General features: G+C 69.0%; 20 protein-coding genes. 5 read left to right on the top strand and 15 right to left on the bottom strand.

Going from position 1 to position 18,757, the window contains the following annotated elements; all coding sequences use genetic code 11:
• Positions 1-19: 19 nt before the first annotated feature.
• Positions 20-1,345, bottom strand: coding sequence for a glutamate-1-semialdehyde 2,1-aminomutase (hemL, locus tag ROP_RS08500; protein ID WP_012688920.1), 1,326 nt, complete (start codon positions 1,343-1,345; stop codon positions 20-22).
• A 106-nt stretch (positions 1,346-1,451) separates the two neighbouring features.
• Positions 1,452-2,660 (bottom strand): 4-hydroxyphenylpyruvate dioxygenase, encoded by a 1,209-nt coding sequence (gene hppD, locus ROP_RS08505; protein ID WP_012688921.1) that lies wholly within the window; start codon positions 2,658-2,660, stop codon positions 1,452-1,454.
• Between the two features lie 115 nt (positions 2,661-2,775).
• Between hppD and ROP_RS08510 the strand changes: the two genes are divergently transcribed.
• Positions 2,776-3,255: an Lrp/AsnC family transcriptional regulator gene (locus ROP_RS08510; RefSeq protein ID WP_012688922.1), complete on the top strand. Its 480-nt coding sequence runs from the start codon at positions 2,776-2,778 to the stop codon at positions 3,253-3,255.
• On the opposite strand, the gene ROP_RS08515 is transcribed toward ROP_RS08510, so the two are convergent.
• Complete coding sequence (locus tag ROP_RS08515) at positions 3,252-3,710, bottom strand: MarR family winged helix-turn-helix transcriptional regulator (protein ID WP_012688923.1); 459 nt, start codon at positions 3,708-3,710, stop codon at positions 3,252-3,254. The genes ROP_RS08510 and ROP_RS08515 overlap by 4 nt on opposite strands.
• A 77-nt stretch (positions 3,711-3,787) precedes the next feature.
• On the opposite strand from ROP_RS08515, the gene ROP_RS08520 reads away from it, so the two are divergent.
• Together ROP_RS08520 and ROP_RS08525 are read left to right on the top strand one after the other, a co-directional pair.
• Complete coding sequence (locus tag ROP_RS08520; protein ID WP_012688924.1) at positions 3,788-4,642, top strand: alpha/beta fold hydrolase; 855 nt, start codon at positions 3,788-3,790, stop codon at positions 4,640-4,642.
• On the top strand, positions 4,639-5,142 hold the full coding sequence (locus ROP_RS08525) for a DUF427 domain-containing protein (protein ID WP_012688925.1): 504 nt from the start codon (positions 4,639-4,641) through the stop codon (positions 5,140-5,142). Before ROP_RS08520 ends, ROP_RS08525 begins: the two co-directional genes overlap by 4 nt.
• Before the next feature lie 4 nt (positions 5,143-5,146).
• On the opposite strand, the gene ROP_RS08530 is transcribed toward ROP_RS08525, so the two are convergent.
• Positions 5,147-5,389: a DUF3099 domain-containing protein gene (locus ROP_RS08530; RefSeq protein ID WP_012688926.1), complete on the bottom strand. Its 243-nt coding sequence runs from the start codon at positions 5,387-5,389 to the stop codon at positions 5,147-5,149.
• 70 nt (positions 5,390-5,459) lie between these two features.
• Here ROP_RS08530 and ROP_RS08535 point away from each other — a divergent pair, with 70 nt between their 5' ends.
• Positions 5,460-7,406, top strand: a complete 1,947-nt coding sequence (locus ROP_RS08535; RefSeq protein ID WP_012688927.1) for an acyl-CoA dehydrogenase — start codon at positions 5,460-5,462, stop codon at positions 7,404-7,406.
• Here ROP_RS08535 and ROP_RS08540 read toward each other — a convergent pair.
• From ROP_RS08540 to ROP_RS08585, 9 genes are all read right to left on the bottom strand, one after another.
• The gene (locus tag ROP_RS08540; protein ID WP_012688928.1) at positions 7,338-7,673 is read right to left on the bottom strand and encodes a hypothetical protein; all 336 of its coding nucleotides are present in this window, start codon (positions 7,671-7,673) and stop codon (positions 7,338-7,340) included. The genes ROP_RS08535 and ROP_RS08540 overlap by 69 nt on opposite strands.
• Positions 7,670-8,152 (bottom strand): hypothetical protein, encoded by a 483-nt coding sequence (locus ROP_RS08545; protein WP_043826377.1) that lies wholly within the window; start codon positions 8,150-8,152, stop codon positions 7,670-7,672. The genes ROP_RS08540 and ROP_RS08545 overlap by 4 nt, the downstream gene beginning before the upstream one ends.
• A 256-nt stretch (positions 8,153-8,408) precedes the next feature.
• On the bottom strand, positions 8,409-9,014 hold the full coding sequence (locus ROP_RS08555; RefSeq protein WP_012688930.1) for a hypothetical protein: 606 nt from the start codon (positions 9,012-9,014) through the stop codon (positions 8,409-8,411).
• Positions 9,015-9,042: 28 nt separating this feature from the next.
• Positions 9,043-10,017, bottom strand: a complete 975-nt coding sequence (hemB, locus tag ROP_RS08560) for a porphobilinogen synthase (protein WP_043826380.1) — start codon at positions 10,015-10,017, stop codon at positions 9,043-9,045.
• A 78-nt stretch (positions 10,018-10,095) separates the two neighbouring features.
• Positions 10,096-11,661, bottom strand: coding sequence for a uroporphyrinogen-III synthase (locus ROP_RS08565; protein WP_005566479.1), 1,566 nt, complete (start codon positions 11,659-11,661; stop codon positions 10,096-10,098).
• Positions 11,662-11,736: 75 nt separating this feature from the next.
• Positions 11,737-12,702 carry a hydroxymethylbilane synthase gene (hemC, locus tag ROP_RS08570; RefSeq protein ID WP_012688932.1) on the bottom strand — a complete coding sequence of 322 codons (966 nt, stop codon included), beginning with the start codon at positions 12,700-12,702 and terminating at the stop codon, positions 11,737-11,739.
• Entirely contained in the window at positions 12,699-14,135 is a 1,437-nt protein-coding gene (locus ROP_RS08575) for a glutamyl-tRNA reductase (protein ID WP_012688933.1), read from the bottom strand. Before ROP_RS08575 ends, hemC begins: the two co-directional genes overlap by 4 nt.
• Positions 14,132-14,986 carry a redox-sensing transcriptional repressor Rex gene (locus ROP_RS08580; RefSeq protein WP_043824428.1) on the bottom strand — a complete coding sequence of 285 codons (855 nt, stop codon included), beginning with the start codon at positions 14,984-14,986 and terminating at the stop codon, positions 14,132-14,134. The genes ROP_RS08575 and ROP_RS08580 overlap by 4 nt, the downstream gene beginning before the upstream one ends.
• A 140-nt stretch (positions 14,987-15,126) precedes the next feature.
• Entirely contained in the window at positions 15,127-15,387 is a 261-nt protein-coding gene (locus ROP_RS08585) for a glutaredoxin family protein (RefSeq protein WP_012688935.1), read from the bottom strand.
• A 179-nt stretch (positions 15,388-15,566) separates the two neighbouring features.
• Between ROP_RS08585 and ROP_RS08590 the strand changes: the two genes are divergently transcribed.
• Positions 15,567-16,553, top strand: coding sequence for an HAD family hydrolase (locus tag ROP_RS08590; protein ID WP_012688936.1), 987 nt, complete (start codon positions 15,567-15,569; stop codon positions 16,551-16,553).
• Positions 16,554-16,568: 15 nt separating this feature from the next.
• On the opposite strand, the gene ROP_RS08595 is transcribed toward ROP_RS08590, so the two are convergent.
• Both ROP_RS08595 and ROP_RS08600 read right to left on the bottom strand, forming a co-directional pair.
• Entirely contained in the window at positions 16,569-17,588 is a 1,020-nt protein-coding gene (locus ROP_RS08595) for a lysophospholipid acyltransferase family protein (protein WP_012688937.1), read from the bottom strand.
• On the bottom strand, positions 17,585-18,628 hold the full coding sequence (locus tag ROP_RS08600; RefSeq protein WP_043824430.1) for an NAD-dependent epimerase/dehydratase family protein: 1,044 nt from the start codon (positions 18,626-18,628) through the stop codon (positions 17,585-17,587). The genes ROP_RS08595 and ROP_RS08600 overlap by 4 nt, the downstream gene beginning before the upstream one ends.
• Between the last annotated feature and the right edge of the window lie 129 nt (positions 18,629-18,757).

Consider the following 18,757-nt stretch of genomic DNA (forward strand, 5'->3'; position numbering starts at 1 on the left):
ACCCGGAGGGGAAGACTCGTCAGGGCTGGACGGCCGCGGCGGCGGCCTTCGCGGCGGACGGCAGGGCGTCGGCGATGATCGAGAATGCTGTGTCGTCCATGGCGGCGGAGACGAACCATGCCTCGAATGCGCTCGGCGGCGGGTACACGCCGCGTGAGAGCAGTCCGTGGAAGAAGGCCGGGAAGCGCCAGGTCTGCGCGGCCTTGGCCTCCTCGTAGTTGGTCACCGGGTCTTCGCTGAAGAACACGCTGAGCATCGTGCCCGCGGTCTGCACGCGGTGCGGCACGCTCGCCGCGGTCAGCGCGTCGGACAGCAGGGTGCGCAGGGTCGCGCTGTTGCGCTCGAGGGCGTCGTACACGCCCTGGTCCGCGGCGCGGAGGCTGGCGAGACCCGCGGCGACGGCGACGGGGTTCCCGGACAGGGTGCCTGCCTGGTAGACGGGTCCGGCCGGGGCGAGGTGGGCCATGACGTCGGCGCGGCCACCGAACGCGGCTGCGGGCAAACCACCGCTCATCACCTTGCCGAACGTGTAGAGGTCACCGGCGACGCCGTCGAGTCCGTACCAGCCGGCGGAGCTGACGCGGAAGCCGGTCATCACCTCGTCCATGATGAGCAGCGCGCCGTTGTCGCGGGTCAGCGTCCGCAGGCCCTCGTTGAATCCGGGCTGCGGCGCCACCGCGCCCATGTTGCCCGCGGCGGCCTCGGTGATGACGCACGCGATCTGGCCCTCGTTGGCGGCGAAGGCCGCGGCGACGGCGTCCAGGTCGTTGTACGGCACGACGATGGTGTCCTCGGCCTGCGCGCCCGTCACGCCGGGCGACGTGGGGAGGCCGAATGTGGCGAGTCCCGAACCGGCGTCGGCCAGCAGCGCGTCGACGTGTCCGTGGTAGCAGCCGGAGAACTTGAGGACCTTCGTCCGCCCGGTGAATCCGCGGGCGAGGCGGACGGCGCTCATGGTGGCTTCCGTGCCGGAGTTGACCAGCCGCACCTTCTCCACCGGCGCGACGCGGCGGACGATCTCCTCGGCCAGTTCGATCTCGCCCTCGGTGGGAGCGCCGAACGAGAGGCCGGTGGTGGCCGCCGTCTGCACGGCCTCGACGACGGCGGGGTGGGCGTGCCCGAGGATCATCGGCCCCCAGGAGCAGATGAGGTCGACGTAGTCGTTGCCGTCGACGTCGGTGAGCGTGTAGCCGGACGCTTCCCTGATGAACCGCGGGGTGCCGCCGACCGAGTGGAACGCCCGTACCGGGGAGTTGACGCCGCCGGGAATGACCAGATCAGCCCTCTCGAAGAGCTGGGCGGAGCGGGATGCGTGCACGTCGGGGTCACCGGAGGAAACAGTCACGGCCTCCAGTGTCCCAGTTCTGTCGAATTTGCCAACGACAGGGTGTAGTGGGTGGCCAGGATCACTCCGCCGATCCCTCGACCCGGCCGTGTCGCGCCACCGGCGATCACAGATTGCCGCGGGCCGCCTGTTCGCGCTCGATGGATTCGAACAGTGCCCGGAAGTTGCCTGCACCGAACCCCAGCGATCCGTGCCGTTCGATCACCTCGAAGAACACGGTCGGCCGGTCACCGAGCGGTTTGGTGAAGACCTGGAGGAGGTATCCGTCCTCGTCGCGGTCGACGAGGATCCCGCGTTTCTGCAGTTCCTCCACCGGCACCCGCACCGTGCCGATCCGGGCGCGCAGCTGCGGATCCTCGTAGTAGGCGTCGGGGGTGGCCAGGAATTCGACGCCCTCGGCGCGCAGCGCGTCGACCGTCGCGAGGATGTCACCGGTCGCGAGGGCCAGATGCTGGCAGCCCGGTTCACCGTAGAACTCGAGGTATTCGTCGATCTGCGACTTCTTCTTGCCCACCGCCGGCTCGTTGAGCGGGAACTTCACCCGGTGGTTGCCGTTCGCCACGACCTTCGACATGAGCGCCGAGTACTCGGTGGCGATGTCGTCGCCGACGAATTCGGCCATGTTCGTGAATCCCATGACGCGGTTGTAGAACCGCACCCAGTGGTCCATCCGGCCCATCTCGACGTTGCCGACGGCGTGATCGAGCGCCTGGAACAGTCGTGTCGGTTTCCCCGGCCGCGCCACGTGAGAGCTGGAGCGCGAGACGAACCCGGGCAGGTAGGGCCCGTCGTACCGGCTGCGGTCGACGAGGGTGTGCCGGGTGCTGCCGTAGGTGGCGATCGCCGCGAGTCGTACGGTGCCGTGCCGATCCGTGACGTCGCGCGGCTCCTCGAGGATGGTGGCCCCCTGTGCGCGTGCGTGTGCGATGCAGCGGTCGACGTCGAGCACCTCCATGGCCAGGTCCACCACGCCGTCGCCGTGGGCCCGGTGGCGGTCGGCGAGCGGGCTCTTCGGATCCACGGCGCCGTGCAGCACGAATCGTGCCGTTCCGGACTCGAGGACGAACGACTTGTGCGAGCGCTGGCCGGTCTCCGGCCCGGCATAGGCGACGAGGGTCATGCCCCAGGTGGAGACGAAGTACTGCATGCTCTGCGTCGCATTGCCGCACACGAACACCACGGCGTCCATCGCGACCACGGGAAACGGGTCCGACGCGTCGTCGTGTTCGACGAGTCCGACCAGCTGCCGGAGCTCGTCGGTCTCCAGCTGCGCGGCCACCTCACGGGGCGTCAGGCGAATGTCGGCGGTAGTCATACCTCACTGTGATCCAGCACACACTACTGCGCAACGGTGCTCCTTGACGCTGTTCACTCTGTACACAATGCTGGATGAAAATACGGATCGACCGTACATCTTGCCCAGAAGTGCGATGAATATCGACCAACTCGACGCCGCGCTGCTCGACCTGCTCCACGCCGAACCGAAGGTCGGGGTGCTCGAGGCCTCGCGACGCCTGGGAGTGGCCCGCGGCACCGTCCAGGCGCGACTCGACCGACTCGAACGCACCGGCGTGATCACCAGCTCGGCACCCACCCTCGACCCGGAGGCGCTGGGGTTTCCGGTGGTCGCATTCGCCACCCTCGAGATCGCCCAGGGTAACGGGCACGCCGCCGTGGTCGAGCATCTGACGGCCATCCCCGAAGTGCTCGAGGCGCACACCATCACCGGAGCCGGCGACGTCCTCGTCCGGGTGGTGGCCCGCACCCACGCCGACCTGCAGCGGGTGATCAACTCGATCGTCGACGGGCACAACGTGCTTCGTTCGTCGACGGTCATCGCGACGCAGACCCAGATCGCGCTGCGTCACGACCAGCTCGTCCGTGCGGCGGTCCCTCCGCCGCGCGCCTAGCGACCCTCGGGATTCAGCTCGTCCAGCAGTGAACTGAGCAGGTAGCAGGCGTCGTCGAACCGGTCGTGGCCGACGAGGCTGCCCCAGTGGCGCTCGATCTCGGCGACCCGTACCGCGGCGTCCTGCAGCGCCTGCCGCCCCCGCACGGTCGGGACGACCAGTTTCGCCCGCCGGTCCCGCGCGTCCGGCACCCGCTCGACGTATCCGAGTTCCTCGAGATCGTTGATCAGTTCGGACGCGGCGGACAGACTCAATTCGGCCCGGGCGGCGATCTCGGTCAGCCGGCGCCCGTCCCAGCCGATGTTGCCGAAGATCTGCAGATGCGGCGGCCGGATGTCGCCGTACCCGCGCGCGGCCATGGGCTCGCTCAACTCCCGGCGGAACTCGTGCAGCAATCGGACCAGCAACTGTCCTACCGCCGGCCGATCGGTCGGCAGACCTCTTGACCGTTCCATGACACAGGAGAATACTACGGTTACCGAAGTTTCGGTTTCCGAAGCAAAACGCGAACCTCCCTCACCTGGGGCATCCCATGGACACACGAACGATCACCCACACGATCCCGACGAGCGTCGGGAACCTCGCCGTCCACGTCACCGGCAGCGGACCGCCGACCGTGCTGTGGCACAGCCTTTTCGTCGACTCGACGACGTGGGCACCCCTGTCCAGCCACCTGGTCGGGCACCGGCAGTTGATCTCGATCGACGGACCCGGTCACGGGGCGAGCACCGCCGTGCCGCGACGGTTCACACTCGGCGAGTGCGCGGCGGCGGCCGTCGCCGTCCTCGACGCGCTCGGCGTCACCGAATCCGTCGACTGGGTGGGCAACGCCTGGGGTGGACACGTCGGACTCGTCGCGGCCGCCCACAGTCCCGGCCGGTGCCGCACCGTCGTCACGATCGGGACACCGGTCCAGGCCCTCACCGGGCCCGAGCGTGCCAGGATCGTGCCGATGGTGTGGGCCTACCGCATCGCCGGGCCGATTCCCCCGCTCACGACCGCGGTGATGAACGTCCTTCTCGGCAAGGAGCTTTCACGGACTCACCCGCAACAGTTCGAGGCCGTCTCCCGGACCTTCCGGCAGGCGCCGCGGCGGGGCATGCACGAGGCGATGCAGTCGATCATGCTGCACCGCGAGGGACTGGGCCCTCTCCTCCCCCGGATCTCGGCACCGACGCTGATGATCGTTCCCCGCGCAGACACGATGATCTCCGTCGGGCAGGCACGGGCCGCTGCGGCGACGATGCCGCACGCCGCCGCCGCCACGGTGGACGGTGCCGGCCACATCACACCCCTCATCGCGGACCCGGCGGGACTCGCCGACCTGATCACCGGGTTCTGGCCCGACCCGATGCGGTACCTGGCCGCGTCGGCGGACGTACGGTGAGCGGCGGCCGGCCGGCGCCGGATCCGGTCGGTCCGGGGCAGGAGTCGGTGTGGGACTACCCGCGACCGCCTGCGGTGCAACGGAGCGACGAACTGGTCGAGGTGTGGTTCGGCGGGCAGCTCGTCGCACGCACCCGCAATCCGCTGCGACTGCTCGAGACGAGCCACCCGCCGACGTACTACCTGCCGCGGGCGTGCTTCGCCGACGGCGTTCTGCGTCCGGTCGACGGGAGCACGGTGTGCGAGTGGAAGGGGCGGGCCGACTATTTCGACGTCGTCGCGGGCGGACACGTCGCCGACCGTGCGGCGTGGCATTACCCGCAGCCGGTTGCCGGATACGCATCACTCGTCGGGCACGTGGCGGTCATGCCGGCCTCGATGGACGGCTGTTTCGTCGACGGGGAGCGGGTCCGGCCCCAGACCGGGGGCTTCTACGGCGGGTGGATCACCGACCGGGTCGTCGGCCCTTTCAAGGGCGGCCCCGGCAGCCGCTTCTGGTGATCCCCTACCCCCACGGCGGCAGGTCGTCGACGACGAGGGCGACGAGCCACGGCAGGGGAATCGACATGCCGATGATCCCCACTGCGACCCAGGGGTTGCCGGTGAGCCCGTAGACCACCGCCGACAACACGAACGCGAGAAGCCTGCCCGCCGTCACGATCACGTACCTGCGCACCCGTAGCCGATGTCGTTCCTCGAGTGACACCGACGCCGTGGTGATGCTGATCGGATGGCGGGCACGACTCACGAGGCAGGAGTACCCGGTACCGGCGAACCGAACCGCACAACCCGTCACGACGGCCGTCTACTGTCGAGTCATGGCCACCACAGCTGACCACCTGAGAAGCACACTCGACGGACGCTGGCGCGAGGTACGCGAGCGCGTCCGGGCGGAATTGTCCGGCACCCCCGACTTCGCTCCGCACTACACCCCCGACCTCGACGAGGCCCGCGCCAAGGCGCTGGCACAATTGCGCCTGCTCGCGAGCAACGGCTACGCGGCCGCCGGGTTCGCGAAGGATCACGGGGGCACCGGGGACGCCGGCGCCGCCGTCACGAGCATCGAGATGCTGGCGATGTCCGATCTGTCGCTGATGGTCAAGGCCGGCGTGCAGTGGGGACTGTTCGGCGGCGCGATCGAGAACCTCGGCACGGCGCGTCATCACGAGGCGTACGTGAAGCGTCTCGTCGACCTGGATCTGCTGGGTTGTTTCGCGATGACCGAGACGGGTCACGGCAGCGACGTGCAGGCACTCGAGACCACCGCCACGTACGACCCGGACACGGCCGAATTCGTCATCCACTCCCCCACACCGTCCTCGCGCAAGGACTACATCGGCGGCGCGGCGCAGCACGCGACCACGGCGGCCGTGTTCGCGCAGTTGATCACGGGCGGCGAGTCCCGGGGCGTGCACTGCTTCGTCGTGCCGATCCGGGACGAGGACGGCAACGACCTCCCCGGCGTACACACGTCGGACTGCGGCTACAAGGGCGGCCTCCCCGGGGTCGACAACGGCCGAATCACGTTCGACCAGGTGAGAATTCCGCGGGAGAACCTGCTCAACAAGTACGCCGACGTCGAGCCGGACGGCACGTACACGTCGCCGATCGACAACGCGAACCGCCGCTTCTTCACGATGGTCGGCACGCTCGTGCGCGGACGCGTCACCGTCGGCGGGTCCGCCGGCGCCGCCGCTCGCGTCGCGCTGTCGATCGCCACCCGATATGCGTTGCAGCGCAGGCAGTTCAACGCCCCGCAGGACGAGGACGAGGTGCTGCTGATGGACTACCTCGTCCACCAGCGCAGGCTGTTCCCGCTGATCGCGCGCTCCTACGCTCTGCAGTTCGCCCAGAACGAGCTCGTCGCCACGATGCACGAGATCCAGAGCAGCGCCGACGCCGACCCCCAGGAACAGCGTGAGCTCGAGGGCCGCGCCGCCGGGCTCAAGGTTGCGAACACCTGGCACGCCACCCGCGCGATCCAGGAGGCCCGTGAAGCGTGTGGCGGCGCCGGGTACATGGCCGAGAACCGGCTCACGGCACTGAAGGCGGACACCGATGTGTTCACCACGTTCGAAGGCGACAACCACGTCCTGACGCAGCTGGTGGCGAAGGAACTGCTCACGTCCTACGCGGACGAGGTGCGCGGCATGAGCCCCGTCGAATGGATGCGCTTCGCGGCCACCACGGTCTCCGACGTCGTCAAGAAGCGCACCGCCGCCCAGCAGATCATCCAGACGATCCTCGACACGAGGCAGGACAACGAGGAGGACGGCAGCCTCTTCAACCGCGGCACCCAGCTGACCATGTTCGAGGACCGGGAGCAGTACCTGCTCTCGACCGCCGCCCGTCGCCTGCAGGGTGCGCAGAAGCGCGAGGAGAACCCGTTCGACGCCTTCAATTTCGTGCAGGATCATGTGCTGCACGCCGCGCAGGCCCACATCGACCGGGTCGTGCTCGAGGCGTTCGTCGCCGGCATCGACGAGTGCGAGGACGACGACGCCCGCGACCTGTTGAGCGATGTCTGCGACCTCTACGCGCTGAGCGTGATCGAGGAGGACAAGGCCTGGTTCATGGAGCACCGGCAGCTGTCGGTGGAGCGGTCGAAGGCGGTGCAGCGGGGAATCAACGAACGATGCCGGTCGTTGCGGCCGCACGCGCAGACGTTGATCGAGGGGCTCGGGGTTCCCGAGGCGCTACTCGGCTCCGCGATGCTCGACGGTCCCGGGACCGACACCGTCCGCAAGACCCAGATCTTCCGGTGACGAGGCCGGCTCGGCGGATTCGCCCGCCGGGCCGGGCCGGAGCCTGCGCACCGAATCGATCACCAGCAGTCCGGCGACCGTCACCAGTCCGGCGGCGACGGCGATCCAGGACCCCGAATACGCGGTGCCCTCGAACGAGGGCGCACCCGGCGCCACGGGACCGAACTCCGACGTGATCCGGGCGTGGTTCCAGCACCACACCGCGACAGCGAGGGCGGCGACGGCGCCGAGCCACTCCGCTGCCGCCGTCACGGTCCGGCAGTTCATTCGGCAGACCCGCCCGCCGACTTCGCGAGCAGCGATTCGAGTTGTGCGCGCAGTGCCACGTCGTCCTTCGCCCACGCCTGCACCAGGGCGCCGCCCCGCAGTCGCAGTCCGATGCCCTTCCGGCGTCGCGGAACCGCGGACAGTTCGCCCAGACTCCGGGCGGTTTCCCACGGCTGCTGCTCGTACGACTCGGGGTCGGCGGGGGGCATGATCTTCACGATCTCGGTGATCGGCAGGTCTTCGGTGCCCTGCCGCAACGACGACGTCGTGAGTTCGACGCTCGCATGCCTGCGGGCGGCCACCACCTGCACGTAGACGAACCCGCTGAGCAGCACCGCGAACAGCGACAGCGCGAACCAGTGCACCACAGGGCCGGTGAGAAGTTCGATGATCAAGGCGATCAGGCAGAACACCGGACCGAACGCCACCATCCGCCAGCGGGCGCCCGGCTCACTGAACAAGACGGCAGTTTCGCTCACCCGCTCATCCTGCGACATCGCGGTCCGCGAGGAAAGCGTGGGGCTCGTCAGGAGAGAACGCCGGGGATCACGACGAGCAACAAAGTCAGCAGCACGAAGGCCACGATGATCGCGAACATCATTGCTTCTTTGCGAGACCCGTGTGCTCGATCGTCAGCGCGCATGGAGAAAAGTCCTTCGGTCGAAATGAAGTCTGCCGTTCTGCCCTTGTGACGTACTTCACGGTACATCTTTATATTTCACGAGCAAATCGAAGCTACTCCGCGGAGGGAGGCAACCTCAGGAAGTAGCTGTTGGAATCCTTGCGGTGCATCAGCACGACGGCGCCGACGGCCACGACGGCCTGCAGGATCTGCACGCCGCCGAGCGCGAGCGCGGTTCCGCTTCCGTCCGATCCGATGCCGAAGAGCACCGGGATCGTCCACACCACCATCATCACGCACGCGATGGTGATCAGCATCCTGGCCCAGTTCCGGCCCTTCCGCATGAAGTGCACGAACAGGACGAAGAGCCCGGTGAGGATCAGGATGAGGACGACCGTGAATCCGATACCCACGTAGAACAGCTTTTCCACGCTGTCGCGGGTCATGTCGACCTCGCCGGACGTGAAGCCGGGGTTCTTCATCAGTTCGTCGACGAACGTCGACTTCTCCCCCACCACCAGAACCATCGCGGCCAGAGCCTGGATCAGACCGAGCACGGCCACCGCCCACAGCAACTGGGCCGCGGTGCCCACGTCGACCGGTGCCGGGCGTTCGGGCTTCGGCTGCGGCACCGGCGGGGGGTACGGGAAATTGTGCGGAGCCGGGCTCTGCTGATGCGGGGCCTGGTGCGGCGGTGTCGGTGGCCACTGCTGGGTCATGGCACCACCGTATCCGCCGCCACGGCGATCACAACCAGCCCGCCGCTTCGGTGGCCCAATAGGTCAGCACGACGTCGGCGCCGGCGCGGCGGATGCTGGTGAGGGATTCGAGGATCGCGGCGTCCCGGTCGATCCAGCCGTTCTGCGCGGCTGCCGTGATCATCGAGTACTCCCCCGAGATCTGATACGCCGCAACGGGCACCTGAGAGCGGTCCGCCGTCTCGCGCAGGATGTCGAGGTAGGACATCGCCGGCTTCACCATCACCATGTCGGCGCCCTCGTCGACGTCGAGGTCCACCTCACGCAGCGACTCGCGCCGGTTCGCCGAGTCCTGTTGATACGTACGGCGATCGCCCTGCAACGACGAACCCACCGCTTCCCTGAACGGCCCGTAGAACGCGGAGGCGTACTTCGCCGAGTACGCGAGCTGACCGACGTCGGTGTAGCCCGCGCCGTCGAGCGCCTTCCGGATGGCGCCGACCTGGCCGTCCATCATTCCGCTCGGCCCGAGCAGATGCGCACCGGCCTCGGCCTGCGCGACCGCCATGTCGACGTACCGCTGCAGCGTGAGGTCGTTGTCCACGGCACCGTTCGCGTCGAGGACACCGCAATGGCCGTGATCGGTGAACTCGTCGAGGCAGGTGTCCGCCATGATCACCGTCGCGTCCCCGACTTCGTCTGCGAGCCAGCGCAATCCGCGGTTCAGGATGCCGTCCGGATCGGACGCGCCCGAACCCTCGGCGTCCTTGTCGTCGGGACGCGGCACCCCGAAGAGCATGAGCCCACCGAGCCCCGCCTCCGCCGCCTCCGTCGCCGCCCGCCGCAGCGAGTCGGGCGTGTGCTGGAACACGCCGGGCATCGACGAGATCTCACGCGGCTCGTCGATACCGTCCGCGACGAACATCGGCAACACGAGATGCCGTGGCTCGAGCGAAGTCTCGGCTACGAGACGACGCAGCGCCGGCGTCCGGCGAAGCCGCCGCGGCCGGTGGGTCGGGAACAAGGACATGCCCTCCTTCGTCGGGCCCGTGAGTGGTTGAGGAGTGCCTGGACTCCTCAACCACTCACGGGCGCGTAGCGCCTATCGCCGTGCGCGGGACTTCTTGCGCGGCGGGGGCAGTGCGCCCTCCGCGCGCAGCCGCGCGGCGTGCTCTGCGAGAGCCTCCACCAGCGGCCCGACCTGAGCGGTCTCCGGCTGCACGTCCACCCGCAGGCCGAACTCGATGGCAGTCTCGGCGGTCTTCGGGCCGATGCAGGCGACGAGGGTGCGCGCGTGCGGCTTTCCGGCGATGCCGACGAGGTTGCGGACCGTCGAGGACGAGGTGAAGCAGACGGCGTCGAACCCACCGGTCTTGATCATCTCGCGGGTCTCGGCCGGCGGCGGCGCGGCCCGCACGGTGCGGTACGCGGTGACGTCGTCGATTTCCCAGCCGCGTTCGCGCAGGCCCTCGGCGAGCGTCTCGGTGGCGATGTCGGCGCGGGGCAGCAGAACCCGGTTGACGGGGTCGAAAACGTCGTCGTACGGGGCGAATTCGGCCAGCAGGCCTTCACTCGACTGCTCACCGGACGGCACGAGTTCGGGGTTGATCCCGAACGAGCGCACCTTGGCCGCGGTGGCCTCACCGATGCAGGCGATCTTGACGCCGGAGAATGCACGGGCGTCGAGTCCGAACTCCTCGAACTTCTCCCACACCGCACGCACCGCGTTGGTGGAGGTGAAGACCACCCACTGGTAGCGGCCGTCGACGAGGCCCTTCACGGACCGTTCCATCTGCGCCGGGCTGCGGGGCGGCTCGACGGCGATGGTGGGCACCTCGATCGGGATGGCGCCGTGCGTGACGAGGCGGTCGCTCATCTCGCCCGCCTGATCCTTGGTGCGCGGCACCAGGACCTTCCAGCCGTACAGCGCGCGCGACTCCCACCAGGACATCTTGTTGCGCTGGGCGACGACCTTGCCGACCGTCACGACCAGCGAACCGACCAGTTCGGAACCGGCCTCGTTCAGCGTCGCGAGGGTGGCCTCGACGGTGCGCTGCTGCCGGGTCGTGCCGCGGACCGTGATGGCCGCCGGGGTCTGCGGGGCCAGGCCGTGCTCGACGAGGGCGCTCGCCGTCTCGGCGAGATGACCCGACGTGGCGTGCAGGACCAGTGGTCCGGGTGCGGCGGCCAGGGCCGCCCAGTCGACCTCGCCGCGGACGTCGGCCTCGGTGTGTCCCGACCCCAGTGCCATACCGGCGTAGGACGGAACGGCGGACGCGGACGGCAGTCCCGGCAGGACCTCGAACTGCACCTGGGTGCGGGCGACGGCGGTGACCTCGGCGATCACGGAGTCGGTGGTCAGCGGGTCGCCGGACACCAGGCGCACGACGTCGTGGCCGTTCTTCGCCTCGTGGACGAGGGTCTTCGCGACCTCCGCCGGCTCGCCCAGTGCGGGACGGACCTCGGCGAGCGGCTCACCGGTCTCGGCGTCGACGCCCAGGTCGGTGCCCACCAGGACGGTGACGCCCTTGTCGACGTCGGGGTCGGTGAAGGCGAGGGTGGCTGCGGCAAGGACGTCCCGTGCGTGCACGGTGAGCAGTGCCGGATCGCCCGGTCCGGATCCCACGAACAGGATTCGTCCGGGGGTGTTCTTACGGACTCGGCTCATCGGTAATTCTCCAGTGCGATCATGTGTCGAGATGGGTACAGGTAGCGGATCGGCCGATCAGTCGGCCTTCGCACATCAAACATCGGCATCACCGACCTCGGTGACATTCATCAGCTCCCGCGCCCCGAGCTCGAGAAGCTCCCGCGCGACGGAGCGGCCGAGTTCTTCGGCGTTCTCCGGGGAGCCCACGGCCCCCGTGCGTATGACGTCGGAACCGTCGATGGCCGCGGCGCAGCCCCGGACGGACAATTCGTCGAAGATGCGGCCGTCGTCGTCGAGGGATTCGACGACCTCGGCGATGGCGCCGACGGGCGCGGTGCAGCCGGCCTCGAGTTCGGCGAGCAGTGCGCGTTCCGCGGTGACGGCGGCCCGGCTGTTCGGGTCGTCGAGCTCGGACAGGATCGCGACGAGCGCGGTGTTCGCCGACAGGCATTCGACGGCGAGCGCGCCCTGCGCGGGTGCGGGCAGCATCTGGACCGGTTCGAGGGACTCGGTGATCAGGTCCAGTCGCCCGATCCGTGCCAGGCCTGCCCGGGCGAGGACGACGGCGTCGAGTTCGCCGGATTCGACCTTGCCGAGGCGCCGCTGCAGGTTGCCCCGCAGCGGCAGGATGTCGAGGCCGAGGCCCAGCGCCCGCAACTGCGACGTGCGCCGCGGCGCGGACGTGCCGACCTTCGACCCGGGGGGCAGCTCACCGAGGACCAGTCCGTCGCGGGCCACGAGTGCGTCGCGGGGATCCTCGCGCGGCGGAATGGCCGCGATCGTGAACCGCTCGTCGCGGGCGGTCGGCAGGTCCTTGTAGGAGTGGACGGCCACGTCGACCCGGCCGTCGGCGAGCGCTTCCCGGAGTTCGGCGGTGAAGACGCCGACACCGATCTTCTCCACCGATTCCATGGACTGGTCGCCCTTGGTCTTGATGATGACGAGTTCGGCGTCGTGCCCGGCCGAGATCAGTGCGTCGCGCACGGTTCCGGCCTGGGTGGTCGCGAGCTCGCTCCCACGGGTTCCGATCCGCAGCGTACGGGTGCCGACGGCGCTCATGCCTGCGATTCCTTCCCACGGTTGTCGTCTGCGACGAAGCGGCGCAAACGCGGGTCCTGGCCTGCGATGAAGCCGTCGGTGATGTCGATGGCACCCAGGTCGGCGCCACCGAGTTCGGTGGGTTTCGCGACGGCCTCGACGGATCCGGGGCTGAGTTCGAACAGTTCACGCAGGGCGGCGGCGTAGGAGTCGCCACCGGGGGCGGAGGCGAGCTGCTTCACCCGGACGGTGGGCGCGTGCAGGAGCTTGTCGACCACGCGCCGCACCGTGCGCGCGACCTCGTCGCGCTCGGGATCGTCGAGCCCGGGCAGCCGCGAATCCAGTCGCATGAGCTCCGCCTCGACCACGTCCGCCGCACGCTGGCGCAGGGCCGTGACGGTCGGCGTGACCTCCGCCAGCCGCTGGCCCGCGAGGTAGTTGGCGAGTTCGGCGGCGACGATCGTCCGGGCCGCGTCGGCGTCGGATGCGGCCGCGCCCGCGGCGGGATCGCGCTGCAGCGATTCCATGTCGAGGACGGTGACCCCGGGCAGGCCGGACACGGCGGGTTCCACGTCGCGGGGCAGTCCGAGGTCGCAGATGACGAGGGGGCGTTCGGAGTCGCGGCCGGGCTGTGCCAGCGCGCGGTGGGTGTCCGCGAGCGTGACGACGGCGCCGACCGCGCCGGTACAGGTCACGAGGACATCCGCCTGGGCCATCGCGTCCGGGAGTTCGGCCAGCTCGAGGGCCTCCGCTGCGACGCCGTTCGACCGGGCCGTGTCGGCGAGGTGCTCGGCACGCTCCCTGGTGCGGTTCACGACGACGATGCGGCCGATGCCGGCACGCGTGAGGTGTGCGACCGACAGGCCGCCCATCGATCCGGCGCCGACCACGACAGCGGTGCGTCCGGTCAGTCCGCCCGCGCCGACGATGCCGGCGGCGCGGTCGAGGGCCACGGACACGACGGACGCGCCCGCGGAGTCGATGCCGGTCTCCGAGTGCACCCGCTTGCCGACGCGCAGCGCCTGCTGTGCGAGTTCGTGCAGCGTGCGGCCGGCGGCCTGCTGGGCGTCGGAGGACGCGTACGCGGTCCGGATCTGCCCGAGGATCTGCTGCTCGCCGATCACCATCGAGTCGAGACCGCTGGCCACGGCGAACAGGTGCTCGGCGGCGGCCTCGCTGTAGCGGACGTACGCGTGCCGGTGCAGATCGGTCAGATCGAGCCCCGAATGGTCGGCGAGCAGTTCGCCGACCTCCGCCAGCGCACCGTGGAACGCGTCGACGACGGCGTAGATCTCCACCCGGTTGCAGGTGGAGACGATCATCGCCTCCGAGATGTGCGACGACGCCAGAAGCTTGTCCGTCAACTTCGGGCGATCGGTGTCGGTGACAGCCACCCGCTCGAGAACCGGCACCGGGGCCGTCCTGTGCGAGACCCCGACAAGCAGAACACTCACGGCGCGATCACTGATCCGTTTCTTGGTGCGGTGGACGGGACTGCCGAATGTCCGATGCGGACGCGGGGAGCGGTGGGCACCGACTCCGTGTTGCGTGCGCTGTTGAACGAGAGGACCTGCATTTCGACCGCGAGGTCGACGCGGCGCATCTCGACGTGATCGGGGACGTCGAGGGCTGTGGGCGAGAAGCTGAGGATGCAGCGCAGTCCGGCGCGTACGAGGCGGTCGGCGACTTCCTGCGCCGCCTCGTCGGGAGTCGAGATGACGCCGATGGTGGCCTCGAGTTCGGCGCAGGCCTGCTCGAGTTCGTCGACGTGCCGCACGGTGAGGTCGCCCACCGGCGCACCGACCCGCGCCGGATCGCTGTCGAACAGCCCGACCATGGAGAACCCTCGACGCCCGAAACCGCCGTAGCCGGCGAGCGCCTGGCCGAGGTTCCCGACGCCGACGAGCACCACCTTGTGTCCGCGGTCCAGGCCGAGCGCCCGCTCGATGCGGGCCCGCAGGCGCGTCACGTCGTAGCCGACGCCGCGCACGCCGTTCGGCCCCAGGAAGGAAAGGTCCTTGCGAAGCTTCGCGGAGCCGACACCGGAGGCGGCGGCGAGTTCCTCGCTCGAGACGATGATCGTGCCGCGTTCGGTCAGCACTCCGAGGACCCGCAGGTACGTCGCGAGACGCGTCACCGTAGCCTGGGGGATGTCCCGCGATTCGGCGAGCGGGGCCGCGCCGGTGACCGAGGGGGCCGGCGACCCGACCACCGACTGCCCGACCGCCCCCGTGACGCCAGGGGCCACAGACCCATGCGTCTGGTGCGTTTCGGTCACGTCGTTGGCTCCTCGTCCGACCGGCATTCGATGCCGTTCTTCACGATGCTCCGGGGAATTGTTCACACCACGGTAACTGCTTGTGAACCCATGCACAAAGTCGCTGCGACTGCGCGACATGCGGTCCTACCTGCACGGCATCGGAAGATCCCACTTTTAGGGTTCCCTTACTTGCGTAAATCCGAGCGAAGGCGCTCTTCGTCGACCTCCCAGTAACTGTGCTCACGTCCGTCGAGCAACACCACCGGCAATCGGTCGCCGAATTCGGCCCGGATTTCGGGGTCCGTTGCCGCCGCCTCGTCGACGTCTATGCACGTCAGTTCCAGCCCGAACTCCTCGCACAGAACCAGCAACCGCTCGCGGGCCGGCGCGCACGCACCGCACCCCGCCCTGGTGAGAAGCGTCACCTCGTGTCCGCCCGTGCTCATGCCCCGCCACTTCCTTTCGACGCCTCCGGTGGAGTCACTGTGCCGTTTCGGGGTCCGCGGACGCCAATCGGCTCGGAGATGAACGTCACACAGTTCCTCCCGCGGGGCCATCCATCCGCCCCGTCCCCGACTCGGGGGATAGGCTGCTCCCAGAGGCTTCTGCGATACGGGAGGTGCGAGTGCCTGCGCGATCACTACCGAACGGCTCGGGTTTCGGTTCAGGTCTGGCGGGGATCATTCTCCCGGGCCGACGCCAGTTCAGGAATCCGCTGGGACCCAGCGAAGCCGAGGTACGTGCCAACGTCGCAGGTGAGGCGAGTGCCGACGCGGCCCTCGCACTTCACGTCGCGTCCGGCGAGGACACCGAGCTGGTCGAACACGACGTTCCCCTCGACCTGACGGCCGCCGCGTTCTTCGATGTCGACAACACGATGGTCCAGGGCGCCTCGATCATCCACTTCGCCCGCGGACTGGCGGCCCGTAAGTATCTGAAAACGTCCGACCTGGTCGACTTCGCGTGGAAGCAGGTCAAGTTCCGCGTCACCGGCAAGGAGAGCAGCGACGACGTCGCCTCCGGCCGCGAGAAGGCCCTGTCGTTCGTCTCCGGACGGTCGACGGCCGAACTCGCCCGGCTCGGTGAGGAGATCTACGACGAGGTGATCGCCGACAAGATCTGGCCCGGCACCCGCGCGCTGGCGCAGATGCATCTCGACGCCGGGCAGCAGGTGTGGCTGGTAACCGCGACGCCGGTGGAGCTGGCGCAGGTCATCGCGAAGCGCCTCGGCCTCACCGGCGCCCTCGGCACGGTCGCCGAGAGCGAGGACGGGATGTTCACCGGACGTCTGGTCGGCGACATCCTCCACGGCCTCGGCAAGGCGCATGCCGTGCGCGCCCTTGCGGTCCGCGAGGGCCTCAACCTCAAGCGCTGCACCGCCTACTCGGACAGCCACAACGACGTGCCGATGCTGTCGCTCGTCGGGACCGCGGTCGCGATCAACCCCGACACCGACCTGCGCGAGCTCGCCAAGAACCGGGGCTGGGAGATCCGCGATTTCCGGACCGGACGCAAGGCCGCGAAGATCGGCGTCCCCACCGCGCTGCTCCTCGGCGCGGCAGGCGGCGCACTCGCCGCCGTCGTCGCGCGCCGCCGCGAGCAGGCGGCCTGAGCCGCCCGCCGCGGCTCAGCCCAGGAACACGTTCCGGCGCTTCGCGAGGAGCCGGTACAGCGTCTGCTGGATGGTCTCCCGGACGTGGTCGGTGACCTCGAACAGTTCCATCGGGTCATCGGCCGCCGACGCGTCGTACGTGTCGGTGACGATCGGCTTGCCGAACTCGATGTACCACTTCGACGGCAGCGGCACGAGCCCGAGCGGGCCGAAGTGCGGGAACAGCGGGGTCACCGGGAAATACGGCATCCCCAGCAGCCGGGCGAGCGTCCCGAGTTCACCGATCTTCGGGTAGATCTCCTCGGACCCCACGATCGAGCACGGAATGATCGGCGCACCGGTCCGCATGGCGGCGGACACGAAGCCGCCGCGGCCGAACCGCTGCAACTTGTAGCGTTCGCTGAACGGTTTGCCGATGCCCTTGAACCCTTCGGGGAACACGGCCGCGACCTCCCCGTCCTGCAGCAGGCGAACGGCGTCCGGGTGGCACGCGAGCGTGTGCCCGGCCTTGCGGGCGACACCACCGACCAGCGGCATCTCGAACGCGAGATCGGCGGCCAGCATCCGCAGCGGTCGGTGCGCGGGGTGATGGTCGTGAACGGCGACGGACGTCATCAGGCCGTCGATGGGCAGCACGCCGGCATGGTTGGCGACCACCAGCGCACCGCCGGTCGACGGAATGTTCTCCAGACCGCTGACCTCGACGCGGAACCATTTGTCGAACAGCGGACGCAGGATGGGGAGCCACACGTTCTCGGCGAAGTGGGGGTCGTAGCCGAAGTCGTCGACGTGATAGTCGCCCGAGAGCCGCCGACGCACGAACTCTGCGGTGTTGACGATCTGCTCGGCCAGGGCGTGGCGGACGGCGTCGACGGCCGAGGATTCGGTGAGGGGCTCCGGTGGGGTGATCACGGCGGGCGGCGGCATCGCGGACGGATGTCTGCTCTCGCTCTGCTCACGCCTCGAACGTCCGATAGCGGTCCCGCGCGCGGCTGTCGCACCGTGCAGCGGAATGACCTTCGCCACTTCGTTCACCTCTCCCCTTTCGCCGTGCCGGTAAGAGCGAGTAGTGCGTTTTCTGCTGCGTCGACCCATTCGTTCTTGATGATCGCCTTGACGCCGGCGGCACGAGCGAAGTCGTCGAGCGCCTGCATCGAGGTCCACCGTGGCTCGAAGGATAGTTCGGTTCGCATCCGCGTGGTGTCCAGTCCGCAACCGAAATGGAAGTACTCGAGTTGCTCGGTGGTGTACGACCGCATGACCGGTCCCATCAGCGCACGTCCGAGATTGCGGAACAACCCGAACGGCATCGGGACCTCGATCCGCCCGGCCCGGCGGATGGCCTGCGACATCATGACGACGCCGTCGCCCGCGACGTTGAACGTGCCCGCCGGACCCGACACGGTGGCCCGTTCCAGCGCGGCCAGCGCGTCCTCCTCGTGCAGGACCTGCAGGCGCGCGTCCCGCCCGAGAATGGTCGGCACGACCGGTGAGGTGAGGTACTGCGCGACCGTCGCGTTGAGTCGCGGCCCGACCAGCGGCGCGAGGCGGACGATCGACACGGCGATGTCGGGGCGCCTGCGCCCCATTCCGCGCAGGTACCCCTCGATCTCGATGCAGTCCCGCGCGTACGCGCCGGCCGGGCGGCGCCGGGCGCTCATCTCCTCGGTGAACTTGGCCGGGTCCTTGGCGCTGCAGCCGTAGACCACGGAGGCCGAACGCAACACGACCTTGCGGACGGTCGGGGCCTTCTGGCAGACGGCGAACAACTGCATCGCGCCGATGACGTTCATGTCCTTCATGGCCGCGCGACTACCCGACTTCGGCGGGCGCGCCAGCGTCGACGCGTGCACGACGGTGTCGACCTCGGCATTGCGAATAACCTTGCCGATCAACGGATTTCGAATGTCGGCGCGCACGAACTCGGCGCGGCCCATGCGGCGCAACATGTCTTTGCTCGGCGACACCGCGTCCACCGCGATCACCCGCTCGATGGCCGGATTCTGAGCGAGCCGGGTGACGAGGTATCCACCCAGAAACCTGCTTGCCCCGGTGACCAGCACGACGCGCGGCACCGCCGTTCGCGTAGTACTGTCTTCGTCACTCACAACCACCAAGACCCCCGATCACGTAGCGAGTGACGTCAACGATACGTGCAGGAAGGGGATGGCGCTCCGCTCGACGACAATTGGTCGGTCGCTCAA

Source organism: Rhodococcus opacus B4 (assembly GCF_000010805.1).
Lineage (GTDB): Bacteria > Actinomycetota > Actinomycetes > Mycobacteriales > Mycobacteriaceae > Rhodococcus_F > Rhodococcus_F opacus_C.